Annotated in this window: 11 protein-coding genes; 7 read left to right on the plus strand and 4 right to left on the minus strand. The window is 67.6% G+C overall.

Features of this window, described 5'->3' with window-relative positions; genetic code table 11:
• Positions 1 to 5: 5 nt before the first annotated feature.
• From ACSQ2G_RS11310 to iolG, 4 genes are all read right to left on the minus strand, one after another.
• Positions 6 to 1022: an ABC transporter permease gene (locus tag ACSQ2G_RS11310; protein ID WP_436030894.1), complete on the minus strand. Its 1017-nt coding sequence runs from the start codon at positions 1020 to 1022 to the stop codon at positions 6 to 8.
• On the minus strand, positions 1019 to 2581 hold the full coding sequence (locus tag ACSQ2G_RS11315; protein ID WP_436030896.1) for a sugar ABC transporter ATP-binding protein: 1563 nt from the start codon (positions 2579 to 2581) through the stop codon (positions 1019 to 1021). Before ACSQ2G_RS11315 ends, ACSQ2G_RS11310 begins: the two co-directional genes overlap by 4 nt.
• A 19-nt stretch (positions 2582 to 2600) precedes the next feature.
• Positions 2601 to 3584 carry a sugar ABC transporter substrate-binding protein gene (locus ACSQ2G_RS11320; RefSeq protein WP_436030898.1) on the minus strand — a complete coding sequence of 328 codons (984 nt, stop codon included), beginning with the start codon at positions 3582 to 3584 and terminating at the stop codon, positions 2601 to 2603.
• A 192-nt stretch (positions 3585 to 3776) separates the two neighbouring features.
• Entirely contained in the window at positions 3777 to 4763 is a 987-nt protein-coding gene (iolG, locus tag ACSQ2G_RS11325; protein ID WP_436030900.1) for an inositol 2-dehydrogenase, read from the minus strand.
• Between the two features lie 304 nt (positions 4764 to 5067).
• On the opposite strand from iolG, the gene ACSQ2G_RS11330 reads away from it, so the two are divergent.
• The 7 genes from ACSQ2G_RS11330 to ACSQ2G_RS11360 all read left to right on the plus strand — a co-directional run bounded on the left by ACSQ2G_RS11330 (position 5068) and on the right by ACSQ2G_RS11360 (position 16226).
• Positions 5068 to 5940, plus strand: a complete 873-nt coding sequence (locus ACSQ2G_RS11330) for a MurR/RpiR family transcriptional regulator (protein WP_436030902.1) — start codon at positions 5068 to 5070, stop codon at positions 5938 to 5940.
• Between the two features lie 114 nt (positions 5941 to 6054).
• The gene (locus ACSQ2G_RS11335) at positions 6055 to 7983 is read left to right on the plus strand and encodes a bifunctional 5-dehydro-2-deoxygluconokinase/5-dehydro-2-deoxyphosphogluconate aldolase (protein WP_436030904.1); all 1929 of its coding nucleotides are present in this window, start codon (positions 6055 to 6057) and stop codon (positions 7981 to 7983) included.
• On the plus strand, positions 7984 to 9828 hold the full coding sequence (iolD, locus tag ACSQ2G_RS11340) for a 3D-(3,5/4)-trihydroxycyclohexane-1,2-dione acylhydrolase (decyclizing) (protein WP_436030906.1): 1845 nt from the start codon (positions 7984 to 7986) through the stop codon (positions 9826 to 9828).
• Positions 9829 to 9834: 6 nt separating this feature from the next.
• Positions 9835 to 10734, plus strand: coding sequence for a myo-inosose-2 dehydratase (gene iolE / locus ACSQ2G_RS11345; RefSeq protein WP_436030908.1), 900 nt, complete (start codon positions 9835 to 9837; stop codon positions 10732 to 10734).
• Positions 10731 to 11540, plus strand: coding sequence for a 5-deoxy-glucuronate isomerase (gene iolB, locus ACSQ2G_RS11350; protein WP_436030910.1), 810 nt, complete (start codon positions 10731 to 10733; stop codon positions 11538 to 11540). Before iolE ends, iolB begins: the two co-directional genes overlap by 4 nt.
• Before the next feature lie 33 nt (positions 11541 to 11573).
• Complete coding sequence (locus ACSQ2G_RS11355) at positions 11574 to 13073, plus strand: CoA-acylating methylmalonate-semialdehyde dehydrogenase (protein ID WP_436030912.1); 1500 nt, start codon at positions 11574 to 11576, stop codon at positions 13071 to 13073.
• Positions 13074 to 13538: 465 nt separating this feature from the next.
• Entirely contained in the window at positions 13539 to 16226 is a 2688-nt protein-coding gene (locus ACSQ2G_RS11360; RefSeq protein ID WP_436030914.1) for a TonB-dependent receptor, read from the plus strand.
• The last annotated feature ends 108 nt before the right edge of the window (positions 16227 to 16334 follow it).

Consider the following 16334-nt stretch of genomic DNA (forward strand, 5'->3'; position numbering starts at 1 on the left):
CGGCGTCAGGCCTTATGGGTGCGGGCGTAGTGGTCGAACGCCACCGCCGCGACGATGATCAGGCCGATCACCACCTGCTGGAAGTAGGAGCTGACGTGCATGATCACCAGGCCGTTCGACAGCACGCCGATCAGCAGCGCGCCCAGGATGGTGCCGCCCACGCCGCCGGAGCCGCCGGTCAGGCTGGCCCCGCCGATCACCACCGAGGCGATGACCCGCAACTCGTAGCCCGTACCGGCCACGGCCTCGGCCGAACCCAGGCGCGCCGACAGCAGGAAGCCCGACAGGCCGGCAAGGGCGCCGATCACCGCATAGACGCTGGTGACGATGAAGTCGACATTGACGCCCGACAGCCGGGCGGCCTCGGCGTTGCCGCCCACGGCGTAGACCTGGCGGCCGTAGCGCGTGTAGCGCAGCACGACATGGCCCAGGGCCGCCACCAGCACGAAGACGGCGATCGGCACCGGCACGAACAGGATGTCGCCGGTGCCCCACCAGCGGTAGGCGGCGTCGAAACCCGAGATCGGGCCGCCATCGTTGAGGATCAGCGTCGCGCCGCGCCACACGGTCATGCCGCCCAGGGTGACGATGAAGGCCGGCACGTGCAGCCAGGTGACCGCCTTGCCATGGACGTAGCCGCCCGCCAGGCCCACCAGGCTGGAAAGACCTAGGGCGATCAGCCAACTGACCGGGGAGGGGCCGACGAGCGTCGTCACCACATAGGCCGCCGCGAGCGAGGCGAAGGCCAGCAGCGAGCCCACCGCCACGTCGATGCCGCCGATCAGGATCACATAGGTCATGCCGACCGCGATGATCCCGTAGATCGACACCTCGCTGAGGATGTTCAGCGCGTTGCGGATCGTCAGGAAGCGCTCGTTGACCGCGCCGAACACGGCGATCAGCAGCAGCAGGAACAGGATCGTCCGGTGCTTGCGCGCGAAGGCCAGCGGATCGAACCGCCGCGGCCCGGACGTCGCCTGGTCGGCCGCCGGATCGGGGGAAAGTGTCGGGGAGGAGGTCATTGGGGGCGGTGTTCCATTCCTGCCGGCGGAGCCCGGCCGACGCCGGTCGCCATGTAGGCCATCAGGCCCTCTTCGGTGGCCGTTTCGCCGTCGAGGTCGGCGACGACCGCGCCTTCGCGGAAGACGACGATGCGGTCGCTGACGGCCATGACCTCGGCCAGTTCCGAGGAGATGACGAGGATCGCCACGCCCTGGGCGGCCAGGTCGGACAGCACCTGGTGCACCTCGGCCTTGGCGCCGATGTCGATGCCGCGGGTGGGTTCGTCGACGATCAGCACGCGCGGGGCCAGGGCCATCGAGCGACCCAGCAGCACTTTCTGCTGGTTGCCGCCGGACAGCTTGCCGATCGGGGTTTCCTGGCTGGCCATCTTCACGCGCAGCTTGTGGCGATAGGTCTCGACCAGGTCGCGCTCGGCGCGTTCGTCGATCCACTGGCCCAGGCGGCTCAGGGGCTTCAGGCTGGGCAGGCTGAGATTGCGACGTATGGAGTGGTCGAGGAAGCAGCCCTGCTGCTTGCGGTCCTCGGGCACCATCATGACGCCCGCCCGGATCGCGTCGCGCGGCGACTTCAGTTTCAACGGCTTGCCGTCCAGCCGGATCGACCCGCTGGCGATCGCATCGGCGCCGAAGATCAGCCGGGCCAGATCCGTGCGGCCGGCGCCGACCAGGCCGGCCAGACCGACGATCTCGCCGGCGCGCACCTCCAGCGAGACATCCTTCAGATAGCCCGGCGCCGCCAGGCGCGGACGCTTTGGCGTCACGGTCTCGACCTTCAGGACGACCGGCCCGGGCGGACCCGAACGCGCCCGGCGAACGAACTCGACGGAGCGTCCCACCATCAGACGGACCATGTCGTCGATCTCGACATCGGCGACGTCGCCGCTGGCCACATAGCGGCCGTCGCGCATCACCGTATAGCGGTCGCACATGGCCTTCACCTCGGCCAGGCGGTGGGAGACGTAGATGACGCTGACGCCGCGGGCCTTGAGGTCGGCGATGATCGCGTGCAGGCGGGCGACCTCGCGGCTGCTGAGGGCGGCGGTCGGCTCGTCCATGATGATCAGCCGGGCGTTCAGCGTCATCGCCTTGGCGATCTCGACCATCTGCTGCTCGGCCACGGTCAGGCGGCTGACCTGGACGTCCGGATCCAGCGGCAGGCCCAGTTCGCTCAGCAGGGCGGCGGCGTCGGCCCGCAGGCGTCGCCAGTCGATCAAACCCCAATTTCCTGAACGGGGCCGTTTGGGCTCGCGGCCCAGGAAGATGTTCTCGGCGACGCTGAGTTCGGGAAAGAGGTTGAACTCCTGATAGATCGTCGCGATGCCCAGTTGCTGCCGGCGTAGGGGCGCGTCGCGCGGATCCAGCGGCCGGCCATCGAAGATCACGACGCCTTCGTCGGCCGCGTGGGCGGCCGACAGGATCTTGATCAGGGTCGACTTGCCCGCGCCGTTCTCGCCCAGCAGGGCGTGGACCTCGCCGCGGCCGACCTCGAGCCGGACCCGGTCGAGGGCGCGCACGCCGGGAAAGCTCTTGCTGACCTGGCTGACGTCCAGAAGCGTCATCACACCGATCCGTCGCGGACTATTTCACTTCCGAGATGCGCGAAGCCTCGGAAAGGTTGGTGCTGGTGATCAGCACGGGGGTCAGGCTGACGCTCTTGGGCGCCGCGCCGGTCTTGATCTTGGCCACGGCCTGGCGGAGGGCGGTGCGGATCTGCTGGCCGGGGTTCTGTTCGACCGAGGCGACCATCTCGCCGGCCTTGATCCGGGCCAGGGCCTCGGGGATGGCGTCGAAGCCCAGCACCTTGATCTTGCCCGGCGCGAAGCCCCCTGCGCGGACCGCTTCGAGGGCGCCCATGGCCATGTCGTCGTTCAGGCACAGGATCACGTCGGGCGGATCGTCGTGCATCGAGGTCAGCACGTTCTGGGTGACGGTCAGGGCCTGGTCGCGCTTGGAGTTGGCGGTCTGCTCGGCAGCGATCTTGAACGCGGGGCCGCCGGCCGCGAGGCCCTCGTGCACGCCCTTGACCCGCTCGATCGAGCTGGAGCTGCCCGGATCGTTGGTGATCACCACCACGCGCGCCCCGCCCGGATAGGTCTTGACCACCCAGTCGGCCATGACGCGGCCGCCGGCGACGTTGTCGGCGCCGACGTGCGGCACGGGGATCTTGGCGCCGGAGATGTTGCGGTCGACCGAAATCACCGCCACGCCCTGTTCGGCCAGTTCGTCGGCGGCCGTGGCCAGCGCCTTGGAATCGGTCGGGGCGACGATCACCACCTTGGCGCCCTGCACGGCCGCGGCCTCCAGGTCGGCGATCTGCTTGGACGAGTTGTTCTGGGCGTCCATCACCTGGACCTTGACGCCCAGCTTGGCGGCCTCGTCCTCCAGTTCGCGGCGCATGGCCACGAAGAAAGGCTGCGAGAGGTCGTTGAAGCTGACCACCACCTCGGCGGCGTTCTGGCCGCCGCGCCCGCAACCGCCGAGCAGTCCGCCCGCCGCCGCCGTCAGCCCCAGTCCGGCCGCCAGGCCCAGGAAGCGCCGGCGCGATGTGGGGGTGCGGTTCATGGCGTTTCTCGTCTCTCTAATGGTATTTATCGGACTTGGAGCATCGCCCGGTTTTTCTTCGACACAAGAATGGAATATAAATTCCATGTCAAGAATGTCGGGAAGGTGCGTTTCATTTCTGCGGTGATCGCGCCGACGATGGGGCGCTTTCGACGCCCTTTCTCCTAAAGGGCGCCGTTTTCCGTCACGAAGCTACAGCTTCACGACCTGGCCTGTCCGGACCGACTGGCCGGCCGCCTCGGCCAGGGCCAGGGCCTCGACGCCGTCGGCGTAGCCGACCGAGGGCAGGGCCTCGCCGCGAATGATCTGCGCGAAGTGCGCCATCTCGCGACGATAGGCCTCGGCGTAGCGGTCGAGGAAGAAGTTCTGGAAGGCGTCGCTGGTCGCGCCGGTCTCGCCCCAGACCGAGACGGTGCTCTCCATGACGTTCTCGGCGCGGACCAGGCCCTTGGACCCGAAGGCTTCGATGCGCTGGTCGTAGCCGTAGCCGCTGCGGCGGCTGTTGCTGATCACGCAGAGCTTGCCCGAGGTGGTCCGCAGCACGATCTTGGCCGTGTCGACGTCGCCGGCCTCGCCGATCGCCGGGTCGACCAGGCAGCTCGCGGCGGCGAACACCTCGGTGATCGGCTCGTCCAGCAGCCAGCGGGCCATGTCGAAGTCGTGGATGGCCATGTCCTTGAACAGGCCGCCCGACACCTTGACGTAGGCGACCGGCGGCGGGGCCGGGTCGTGACTGGTGATGTGCACGGTCTCCAGGGCGCCGACGACGCCGGCCGACAGGCGCGCCTTCAGGCCTTGGAAGTTCGGGTCGAAGCGGCGGTTGAAGCCCAGGAACAGCTTCACGCCCTGGCCACCCAGTTCGCCGGCCGCCGAACGGGCGCGGGCCAGGTCCTGGTCGATCGGCTTCTCGCAGAACACCGCCTTGCCGGCGGCGATCGCCTTCAGGGCGTAGTCCAGATGGGTGTCGGTCGAGCTCGCCACGATGACGCCGGTCACCGATGGATCGTTGAGGGCGGTGTCGAGGTCGGTGACCTCGGCGCCGGTTTCGGCGGCCAGGCCGTCGGCGGCCGCGGCGATCGGGTCGACCACGTACTTCAACCGCAAGCCGGCTTGGCCGGCGACGTTCTTGGCGTGGATGCGGCCGATGCGGCCCGCGCCCAGGATCGCGATGTCGTGCATGGGAACCTTCATACTCTCGGAAGAACAGGTCAGGAAATCGGGCGCGCGAGGACGTACGGCGGCGGCGCCTCGCGGCTGGAACGGCGAAGGCGGAACGAGCCCGTTCGATCACCGTTCAATCGCGCAGTCTGGATCACCATCGTTTCCTCGTCCGGCTCGTGCGTGGCCGGTTTTCGCCACTCGTGTAACTTGGAACGAAAATTCTCTCTACCACTAAAGTGGAATTTCTGGCCGTGGGTGAGGGGTCTGGTGTTTACGCGCGGAACGGATATTCTAACTTTGGATTAGTTGTATCGGGGCCCCGATGACCGAAGAGACCGTGACGGCGAACGCGCCGGCCAGCGCCGATGAATTGAGGACGGCGATCCTCGAACGCTACGACTCGCTTAGCAAGCGCCTGCAGCAGATCGCGCGCTATGTGCTGGACGAACCCAACGAGATGGCGCTGGAGACTCTGGCCGTGATCTCCGAGCGCTGCGGCGTGCAGCCCTCCGCGATCGTGCGGTTCGCCAAGTCGTTCGGCTATCCGGGCGCCAGCCAGATGCAGCGGCTGTTCCGCGACGGCCTGCTGTCGGGTCATGCCGGGCTGGGCTATGGCGAGCGGGTGCGCCACTTCAACGAGGCGGTCGCCAAGAAGCCCGAGAGCGGGGCCGACGTGCTCGCCGAGTTCGTCGAGGGCAACACCCTGGCCCTGCAGAACCTGGGGCAGACGGTCAGCGAAGCCGACATGGCCAACGCGGTGAGGCTGATCGACAAGGCCGAGACGGTCTATGTCGTCGGTTTCCGCCGGTCGTTCCCCGTCGCCTCGTACCTGGCCTACTCGCTGCAGCAGTTGAACAAGCGCACGCTTTTCATCGACGGCGTGGCCGGCCTGACCAAGCAGCAGGTCCAGACCATCGGATCCAGGGACCTGCTGATCGCGGTCAGCTACCACCCCTACGCCGAGGAAACCGTGCACGCGGTCGAGCTGGCCGCACAACGCGGGGCCAAGATCCTGTCGATCAGCGACAGCCTGGTCAGTCCGATCGCCAAGGCGGCCAGCCTGGTCCTGCACGTGCGCGAGTCGGAGGTGAGGACCTTCCGCTCGCTGGCCGCCTCGATCTGTCTGGCCCAGGCCCTGGTGATCGGCTTCGCCTTCGCGGCCAGCAAGAAGAAGAGCAAGGCCCACGCGGACTGAACCATCTGTTCCATTTCTGGCGGAAATGAAATGGATATTGCGAGTGTTCTGATGTTGGAATATGCGTTTCACACAGCGGGTGGAAAACCGGCGGCAGAGTAACGTGGAACCCGTATGGCGCAGGACTCCAAGACCCTTGATCTGATCGCCGTGGGCCGCTCCAGCGTCGACCTCTATGGCCAGCAGGTAGGCGGCCGGCTGGAGGACATGGCCTCGTTCGCCAAGTATCTGGGCGGCAGTCCGACCAACACCGCGTCTGGCGGCGCGCGCCTGGGCCTGAAGACGGGTCTGCTGACCCGGGTCGGCGCCGACCACATGGGCCGCTTCATCCGCGAGCAGCTGGCCCGCGAGGGCGTCGACGTGGCCGGCGTGCTGTCCGACCCCGACCGCCTGACCGCCCTGGTGATCCTGGGCATCCGGGACCGGGTGAACTTTCCGCTGATCTTCTATCGCGAGAACTGCGCCGACATGGCGTTGCAGCCGTCGGACGTCGACGAGACCTGGTTCGCCCAGGCCGGGGCGGTGCTGATCAACGGCACCCACCTGTCGCAGCCCAATGTCTACGAGACCAGCCTGAAGGCTGCCCGCGCCGTGAAGAAGGCCGGCGGCCGGGTGGCCTTCGACATCGACTATCGGCCGGTGCTGTGGGGCCTGACCGGCAAGGACGCGGGCGAGAACCGGTTCGTCGCCAACCAGCAGGTCACCGCGAAGCTGCAGGAGGTCGTGGCCCTCTGCGATCTGATCGTTGGCACGGAAGAAGAGATCCACATCCTGGGCGGTTCGACCGACACAGTCACAGCCCTGCGCGCGATCCGGAAGGGCAGCGACGCCCTGCTGGTCTGCAAGCGCGGCGCCGATGGTTGCGTGGCCTTCCCGGACGCGATCCCGGACAGTCTGGATCAGGGCGTCAGCGCCCGGGGCTTCCAGGTCGAGGTGTTCAACGTGCTGGGGGCGGGCGACGCCTTCATGGCCGGCTTCCTGCGTGGTTGGCTGCGCCACGAGCCCGTCGAGACCTGCTGCGAATGGGGCAACGCCTGCGGGGCGATCGTCGTCTCGCGCCATGGCTGCGCGCCCGCCATGCCGACCTGGGTCGAGCTGCAGGCGTTCCTCGGCGAGCGGGAACGTCCGTTCCGCCTGCGCGAGGACGTCGATCTGGAGCACATCCACTGGGCCACCACTCGCGAGCGCGTCTATGACGAGCTGACCGTCCTGGCGGTCGACCATCGCAGCCAGTTCCTGGACCTGATCGCCGAGACCGGCGGCGACCCGGGGCGGATCCCGCACTTCAAGACCCTGGCCTTGCGCGCGGTTCAGCAGGTGGCCGGCCGCGACGAGGCGCGCTTCGGCATGCTTCTGGACGGCCGCTTCGGCTTCGACGCCTTGGCTCAGGCCGCCGACCACGATTACTGGATCGCCCGTCCGATCGAGCTGCCCAAGTCGCGTCCGCTGGAGTTCGAGAGCTCGGCCGATGTCGCCACCGAACTGACCGAGTGGCCGCTGGACCACGTGGTCAAGTGCCTGGTCTTCTATCACCCCGACGACGAGGTCGCGCTGCGCGAGCGCCAGGAGCGCCAGCTGCTGCGCCTGTTCGACGCCTGCCGCAAGACCCGCCACGAACTGCTGCTGGAGCTGATCCTGCCCAGCGACATGGCCAGCGACAGCCACACGGTGGCGCGAAGCATTCGCCGGCTCTACAGCCTGGGCGTCCGGCCCGACTGGTGGAAGCTGGAACCGCTGACCGATCCCGCCGCCTGGCGCGAGATCGAGGTCGCCATCACGGAAAACGACCCGCTGTGCCGGGGCGTGGTGCTGCTGGGGTTGTCGGCGCCGGAGGACGAGCTTCTGGCGTCTTTCGCGGTCGTCGCGCCGTTCCCGATCGTCAAGGGGTTCGCCGTCGGCCGCACCATCTTCTACGATGTCGCCCGCGAGTGGCTGGCGCACCGGATCGACGACGACGCGGCTGTCGCCGCGCTGGTCGGCAAGTTCCAGGTGCTGGTCGACGCGTGGAGGCGCCTGCGCGGCGCCGCGGAGAAGGCGGCCTAGATGGCTCACGTTCGTCTCACCGCCGCCCAGGCGACCGTCCGCTGGCTCTGCGCCCAATATGTCGAGACGGGGGAGGGCGAGATCCCGTACTTCGCCGGGGTCTGGGCCATCTTCGGTCACGGCAACGTCGCTGGGCTGGGCGAGGCGCTGCACGGCGTCCGCGACCTGCTGCCGACCTGGCGCGCCCACAACGAACAGGGCATGGCTCACGCGGCCATCGCCTTCGCCAAACAGTCCCGGCGCGAACGGGCCATGGTCTGCACCACCTCGATCGGCCCGGGCGCGACCAACATGGTCACGGCCGCCGCCCTGGCGCATGTGAACCGCCTGCCGGTGCTGTTCCTGCCCGGCGATGTCTACGCCAGCCGGCGGCCCGATCCCGTTCTTCAGCAGATCGAGGATTTCGGCGACGGCACGGTCAGCGCCAACGACTGCTTCAAGCCGGTGTCGCGCTATTTCGATCGGATCACCCGGCCCGAGCAGATCCTCGACGCCCTGCCGCGCGCCCTGGCGACGATGCTCGACCCCGCGGCCTGCGGCCCCGTGACCCTGGCCTTCTGTCAGGACGTCCAGGCCGAGGCGTTCGACTATCCGGAGGGCTTCTTTGCCAAACGCGTCTGGCGCATCCGCGCGCCGCGCCCCGATCCGAGGGAGCTGGCCGACCTGGTTTCCCTGATCAAGGCGGCGAAAAAGCCGCTGATCGTGGCGGGCGGCGGGGTGCTCTACGCCCGCGCCGAGGCCGCGCTGGCCGCCGTGGCCTCCGCCGCCGGCCTGCCGGTCGCCGAGACGCAAGGCGGGAAGGGGAGCCTGGCCTGGGACCACCCGCTGAACCTCGGGGCGATCGGTGTCACCGGCACGACCGCCTCGGTGGCGGCGGCGGAGGAGGCTGACCTCGTGATCGGCGTCGGCACGCGCCTGCAGGACTTCACCACCGGCTCGCGCGCCCTGTTCGGGGCAGCAGGCCGCAAGCTGGTCCAGATCAATGTCGCCCCGCACGACGCCCACAAGCACGGCGCGACCGCCGTGGTCGGCGACGCGCTGGCGGTGGTCGAGACCCTGGCCGAAGCGCTCGACGGCTGGCGCGCACCCGACGCCTGGACCGCCAAGGTCACGGGCCGTGTCGCCGGCTGGAACACGATCTTCGACGCGGCGACCAAGGCCGACGACCGGCCGCTGCCGACCGACGCCCAGGTGCTGGGCGCGGTGTGGCGCGCGGCCTCCGACGACAGCGTCGTGGTCTGCGCCGCCGGCGGCCTGCCGGGCGAGCTGCACAAGCTGTGGCGCACGCGCACGCCGGGCGGCTATCACGTCGAATACGGCTTCTCGTGCATGGGCTACGAGATCGCCGGCGCCGTCGGGGTCAAGCTGGCCGCGCCGGACCGGGAGGTCCATGTGATGGTCGGGGACGGCAGCTATCTGATGCTCAATTCCGAGCTCGCCACCTCGGTGATGCTGGGGACCAAGCTGATCGTCACCGTCCTCGACAACCGGGGCTACGGCTGCATCAACCGCCTGCAGGCGGCGACCGGCGGCGCGGCGTTCAACAACCTGCTGGCCGACACGGTCCACGAGACCCTGCCGGACATCGACTTCGCCGCCCACGCCAAGAGCCTGGGCGCGCGGTCGGAGAAGGTGGCCAACCTCGCCGAGCTCGAGGCGGCCCTGCAACGGGCCAAGGCCAGCGACCGGACCTATGTCGTGGTCATCGACACCGACCCCGTGCCGACCACGCAGGGCGGCGCCTGGTGGGACGTGGCGGTGCCGGAGGTCTCGGTGCGTCCGGCGGTCAAGGCCGCGCGGGCCGACTACGAAGACAAGATCAAGCAGCAGCGTACGGGAGACTAGACGCCCATGACCATCCGTTTCGGCGTGAGCCCCATCGCCTGGATCAATGACGACATGCCCGAACTGGGCGGCGACACCCCGCTGGAGAGCGTGCTGGCCGACTGCCAGGCGATCGGCTTCGAGGGCGTCGAACTGGGCGGGGTGTTCCCGCGCGACCCGGCGGTGCTGAAGCCGCTGCTGGACCGCTACGGCCTCGACCTGGTCGGCGGCTGGTACAGCGGTAACTTGCTGGTCCAGTCGGCCGACGACGAGATCGCGGCCTTGCAGCCGCACCTCGACCTGCTGAAGGCCATGGGCTGCACCGTCTTCGTCCATGCCGAGACCAGCAACGCCATTCACGGCGACAAGACCAAGGCGCTGTCGGCGACCCCGCGCCTCGACGCCGAGGGCTGGAAGCAATTCGGCGCGCGCCTGACCAAGGTCGCCGACTACATCGCCTCCCAGGGCCTGAAGTTCGCCTATCACCATCACCTGGGCACGGTGGTCGAACGGCCCGAGGACCTGGAGGCCTTCCTGGCCAATACCGGCCCGTCGGTGGGCCTGACCGTCGACACCGGCCACGCGGCCCTGGGCGGGCTGGATCCGGTGTCGATGATCCGCGCCCATCCGGACCGGGTCGCCCACGTCCACTGCAAGGACATCCGGGGCGACGTGTTCCGCAAGGTCATTTCGCAGGACGGCGGCAGCTTCCTGGAAGGCGTTCTGGCGGGCATGTTCACCGTGCCGGGCGACGGTTCCCTGGACTACGCGGCGGTCATGCGGGCCCTGGCCGAGATCGGCTATTCCGGCTGGGTCATCGTCGAGGCCGAGCAGGACCCGGCCATCGCCAATCCGCGCCAGTACGGCGAGATCGGCCTGGCGACCCTGAAGAAGGAAGCCGCCGCCGCGGGCCTGTGGGCGGCGTGATGAGCAAGCTGCTCGTCCGTCCCCACGCGCCGGACGCCTCCGGCTCGATCCTGGAAATCACCCCGCAAAGCGCCGGCTGGAGCCATGTCGGCTTCCAGGTGGCCAGGCTGGCGGCCGGCGAGACCTTCGACGGCGCCGACCCGGCCCGCGAGACCTGTGTCGTCGTGATCAGCGGGACCGCCGAGGTCAGCGCCGAGGGCGTGTCGTTCGGCAAGGTCGGCGGGCGCGCCAGCGTCTTCGAGGACAGGGCTCCGGGCGCGGTCTACGTGCCGGCCGCCACGGCCTTCGCCGTGACCGCCGTGACAGCTGTCGAACTGGCCCTATGCACAGCGCCCGGCAAGCCGGGCGGCCAAGCCCGTCTGATCGCCGAGGCCGACATGCCGCGCGAAACGCGGGGCAAGGGAACCAACACGCGCCTGGTCCGCAACATCCTGCCCGAGACGGCGCCGGCCGACGGCCTGCTGGTCGTCGAGGTGATCACCCCGGGCGGCCACTGGTCCAGCTATCCGCCGCACAAGCACGACACCGCCGCCGAGGGCGAGGAGACGGCGCTGGAAGAGACCTACTACCATCGCCTCAACCCGCCGCAGGGCTTCGCGTTCCAGCGCGTCTACACCGACGACCGCAGCCTGGACGAGACGGTCTGCGTGCAGGACGGCGACGTGGTCATGGTGCCGCGCGGCTATCACCCGGTCGGGGCCCCGCACGGCTACGACCTCTACTACCTCAACGTCATGGCCGGACCGCACCGGAAGTGGATCTTCCGCAACGACCCGGCCCACGACTGGATCATGCGTCAGGCCTAGCCGGCCGCGCCGTCACTTCAGAAGGAGCGCGTCATGCGCAGCATTCCCCACTTCGTCGGCGGTCGCGCCGTCGAGGGCGTGTCCGGGCGCTTCGGCGACGTCTTCGATCCCAACACCGGCAAGGTGCAGGCCCGCGTGGCTTTGGCCTCGAGCTCGGAACTGGACGCCGCCATCGCCAACGCCAAGGCGGCCCAGCCGGCCTGGGCGGCGACCAATCCGCAGCGCCGGGCCCGGGTGATGTTCGAGTTCAAGCGTCTGCTGGAGGTCCACATGGACGAACTGGCCGAGCTGCTGTCGTCCGAGCACGGCAAGGTCATCGCCGATTCCAAGGGCGACATCATGCGCGGCCTGGAAGTCATCGAGTTTTCCTGCGGCATCCCGCACCTGCTGAAGGGCGAGTACACCCAAGGCGCCGGCCCGGGCATCGATGTCTATTCGATGCGCCAGGCGCTCGGCGTGGTGGCGGGGATCACCCCGTTCAACTTCCCGGCCATGATCCCGATGTGGATGATGGGGCCGGCCATCGCCTGCGGCAACGCCTTCATCCTCAAGCCCTCCGAGCGCGATCCGTCCGTGCCGGTGCGTCTGGCCGAACTGATGATGGAGGCTGGCCTGCCGCCAGGCATCCTGAACGTCGTCCACGGCGACAAGGACTGCGTCGAGGCCATTCTCGACCATCGCGACATCAAGGCCGTCAGCTTCGTCGGCAGTTCGGACATCGCCCAGTCGGTGTTCCAGCGGGCCGGGGCGAGCGGCAAGCGCGTCCAGGCCATGGGCGGAGCCAAGAACCACGGCCTGGTCCTGCCCGACGCCGACCTCGACCAGGCGACGGCCGATATCATCGGCGCGGCCTACGGCTCGGCCGGCGAGCGCTGCATGGCCCTGCCGGTGGTGGTCCCGGTTGGCGAGAAGACCGCTGTCGCCCTGCGCGAGAAGCTGGTCGCCGCGATCGGCGGGCTTCGCATCGGCGTCAGCACCGACCACGACGCCCATTACGGCCCGGTGGTCAGCGCCGCCCACAAGGCGCGGATCGAAAGCTACATCCAGATGGGCGTCGACGAAGGCGCCGAGCTGGTCGTCGACGGCCGCGGCTTCAGCCTGCAAGGCCACGAGGACGGGTTCTTCGTCGGCCCGACCCTGTTCGACCACGTCAAGCCGACCAGCCGCTCGTACCAGGACGAGATCTTCGGCCCGGTGCTGCAGATGGTCCGCGCCGAGAGCCTGGCCGAAGGCGTCGGCCTGGCCTCGCGCCACCAGTACGGCAACGGCGTGGCGATCTTCACCCGCAACGGCGACGCCGCCCGCGAGTTCGCCGATCAGGTCGAGGTCGGCATGGTCGGGATCAACGTGCCCATCCCGGTGCCGGTCGCCTATCACAGCTTCGGCGGCTGGAAGCGTTCGGGCTTTGGCGACCTGAACCAGTACGGCCTGGACGGCGTGCGCTTCTACACCCGGACCAAGACCGTGACCCAGCGGTGGCCCAAGGGCGGGGCGGTGCTGGACCAGAGCTTCGTCATCCCGACCATGCGCTGACGGCCGGGCGACCGGCGGATTCTCGTTCCATGGCGCTCAAGTCGGCGTCAGCCGCCCCGATCTCGGCGGTGGCCTGGGAGGCCTTGGCCTGGGGCGTCGCTATCGCTTGTTACGGGCGCGTTGGCGGGGTGTGGAATGGTCGCGAAAAAAGGCATTAAATTGGTATTGTTGGTCCTTGGGTCTGGACCTGATGGTATGGACATATATAATTGAATAGTTTGATGAATATTGTCATCAACCCATTCTGTCGAACGTATAACCAATCGAAATGGCGCCCATGTTTCCATCAACCATAAATTCCAAGTAAAATAAGGGGTTGTGCGCTTTGACCCTCCTCGAACCTCACCCTACGGTGCCTTGGGAGCGGTCCATATAGGTCTCTAAATGGTCTGCTCGAAGTGGCCGCGAGCGCGGCGTCGCAACGGCGCGATCCATCGCGCCTTGGCTTGAGGGGGATAATCCATGATGCGCACCAAGTTCGCGTCTTTCGCACCTGTTAACCGACACAAGGCGTTCGTGCTTGCCTTGCTGACGGGCGCCTGCCTGGCCGGCGTCGCTTCGGCTCAGACGACGCCCGCCGCGCCGGCCGCTCCCGCCGACGCCATGGACGAGGTGGTGGTCACCGCCTTCCGCAAGAGCCTGGCGACCGCTTTGGACACCAAGCGCAAGGACATCCGGGTTTCCGACGGCATCTCGTCCGAGGACATCGGCAAGTTCCCGTCGGAAAACATCGCCGAAGCGATCCAGCGCATTCCGGGCGTGCAGATCTCCAACATCAACGGCCGCGGATCGACGATCAGCATTCGCGGACTGGGCCCGCAATATGCGATGACCACGATCAACGGTCAGTCGTTCAAGAGCGCCAACTTCACCGACGGCTTCCGCTATGACGTGATCCAGACCGAACTGGCCTCGGCCATCCAGGTGATCAAGTCCCCGACCGCCGACATGGATGCCGGCGGCCTGGCCGGCACGGTCAATATCGACACGGTGCATCCGTTCGACGTCAAGGGCCGGCAACTGATCCTGGCCGGCAAGCTGCAACAACAGAAGCTGGCCGGCGGCGATCCGACGGGCAAGGTCGGCGCGACCTATGTCGACCACTTCTTCGACGACAAGCTGGGGGTGTTCCTCGGCGCGGGCTACCAGGCGCTGAAGGACCGCGGCGACTACATGTGGATGGACCGCTGGATCGTCAACAGCGGCGTCTACACGCCCGGCCGCCTGCGTTTCCGCCGTATCGACCGCGACACCAAGCGCAGCATGGTCAACGGCGCCATCCAGTTCAAGCCGATCGACACCCTGCAGATCGACATGATCGCGACCTACGCCAAGGACAAGACCACCCAGGATCTGCATCAGCAGGTATTCCTGTTCACCAGTCCCTCGGCCTCGAACGTGGTGACGCTGGCGTCGGCGAACAACACCGCCACGAAGGTGCAGATCAACAACTTCCGCCTGGAGAACAATCACCAGTTCGAGACCCGGCCGCAGTCGACCGGCGCCTTCACCACCGACTTTCATTGGACAGGCCTGGAGAACTGGGACTTCAAGGGCGTCGCGCACTATTCGCGCGGCCACGCCATCTTCAACGAGGAGGCGGCGATCCTCGGCGTGGTCGTTCCGTCGGCGACGCTGGACATCAGCAATCCCAAGAACATCGCCTTCGCGACGTCGAACTCCCTAACCGACGCGACGCAGTACGCGCCGGCCAACCTGTTCCGGAACAACTATCCGACCGGCGCCTACCGCACCATCGACTCTTATGAAGACGCCGCTCAGTTGGATGTGAAGCGCTACGTCGACTACGGTTTCCTGGAATCGATCGCCTTCGGCGGCAAGTACCGCAAGGAAGTGCTCAAGCGAAACGTCAATCGTTTCGACCGTCAGGACACCAACGTGCCGACGGCCTTCGCGCCCAGCCTGGCGACCACCGGCATCGCGGTGTCGAACTTCCTGGATGGCGACATGACCATTCCAGGCGCCTGGATCTCGCCGAACATCAAGGCCTATCGCGAGGCCCTGGCCAAGGAAGGCTACACGGTCTACGAGGCCTTCGATCCGCAGGGCAGCTACCACGTCAATCGCGACCTGACCTCGTTCTACGCGATGGCCAACCTGAAGGGCGAGATCTTCTCGCTGCCGTTCCGCGGCAATGTCGGCGTCCGCCGCGAAGGCACCGACCAGACGGTGCATGGCTACGTCGCCGGCGCCGCCAACCCGCAGAACACCGAGGTCAAGCTGGTCGCCGGGACCTATTCGACGCCCAAGTCCTACGACAACACCCTGCCGTCGGCCAATTTCAGCGTCGACCTGACCGACAACCTGCTGCTGCGCTTCGCCGCCGCCAAGGTGCTGGTCCGTCCGATCATCGACTCCAGCAACCAGTTGGCCACGACGGTGACCACCAGCACCGACAGCACCGGCCACAAGGTCAACACCATCGCCCTAGGCCAGGGCTCGCTGAACCCGCTGACCGCCAACCAGATCGATGTCGGCCTGGAATGGTACTACGGCGAGGGCAACGGGCTGAGCGCCGGCTTCTTCACCAAGAAGGTCAAGAACGGCACCTTCACCACAGTGATCTGCCCGACCAGCTACGAAGGCGTCAGCCTGTCGAAGGACGCCAGCGGCGTCTGCGTCTCCAGCGCCGGCGACACCTACTCGATCACCGAAAGCCAGAACGACGCGCGCGAAGTGACGATCAAGGGCTATGAGCTGAACTGGCAGCAGTCGCTCGACGCCTGGCTGCCGATCGAGGGCTTCGGCTTGGTAGCCAACTACACCCATGTCAGCCCGGCGACCTCGACCACCGGCTTCAAGCTGGCCAACCTGTCCGAGCACACGGCCAACGGCACCGTCTACTGGGAGAACAGGACCTTCAGCGCCCGCCTGTCGGCCAACTACCGCAGCGCCTACGACCAGACCTCGGTGGAGAGCTTCTTCGCCGGCCCGCTGGGCCACACGGTCGCCTCGCGCACCCAGTTCGACCTGAATCTCGGCTATAACCTCAACGATCATCTGAGCTTCTCGTTCGCGGCGATGAACCTCAACAACGCCGAGGAGAAGGCTTATCTGATCGACAAGAGCCGCTGGCAGATGAGCTCGTCCACAGGGCCCAGCTACTACCTGTCTTTCCAGTACAAGATGTAACCGTCCGAGCCCCGACCTCGTTCTCCCCCGGAGGTCGGCCGTTCACGGCCCCGCTCGTGCTGCAAGGCGAGCGGGGCCCTTCACTTCAGGCGCTGGCGGCCCTTCTGC

The sequence above is a fragment of the Caulobacter sp. LjRoot300 genome (assembly GCF_964253875.1).
Classification (GTDB): Bacteria; Pseudomonadota; Alphaproteobacteria; order Caulobacterales; family Caulobacteraceae; genus Caulobacter.

Bases quoted from the DNA above. Each gene is read 5' to 3' on its own strand.
- ACSQ2G_RS11310 (WP_436030894.1), bottom strand. From the start codon at position 1,022: ATGACCTCCTCCCCGACACTTTCCCCCGATCCGGCGGCCGACCAGGCG.
- ACSQ2G_RS11315 (WP_436030896.1), bottom strand. From the start codon at position 2,581: ATGACGCTTCTGGACGTCAGCCAGGTCAGCAAGAGCTTTCCCGGCGTG.
- ACSQ2G_RS11320 (WP_436030898.1), bottom strand. From the start codon at position 3,584: ATGAACCGCACCCCCACATCGCGCCGGCGCTTCCTGGGCCTGGCGGCC.
- iolG (WP_436030900.1), bottom strand. From the start codon at position 4,763: ATGCACGACATCGCGATCCTGGGCGCGGGCCGCATCGGCCGCATCCAC.
- ACSQ2G_RS11330 (WP_436030902.1), top strand. From the start codon at position 5,068: ATGACCGAAGAGACCGTGACGGCGAACGCGCCGGCCAGCGCCGATGAA.
- ACSQ2G_RS11335 (WP_436030904.1), top strand. From the start codon at position 6,055: ATGGCGCAGGACTCCAAGACCCTTGATCTGATCGCCGTGGGCCGCTCC.
- iolD (WP_436030906.1), top strand. From the start codon at position 7,984: ATGGCTCACGTTCGTCTCACCGCCGCCCAGGCGACCGTCCGCTGGCTC.
- iolE (WP_436030908.1), top strand. From the start codon at position 9,835: ATGACCATCCGTTTCGGCGTGAGCCCCATCGCCTGGATCAATGACGAC.
- ACSQ2G_RS11355 (WP_436030912.1), top strand. From the start codon at position 11,574: ATGCGCAGCATTCCCCACTTCGTCGGCGGTCGCGCCGTCGAGGGCGTG.
- ACSQ2G_RS11360 (WP_436030914.1), top strand. From the start codon at position 13,539: ATGCGCACCAAGTTCGCGTCTTTCGCACCTGTTAACCGACACAAGGCG.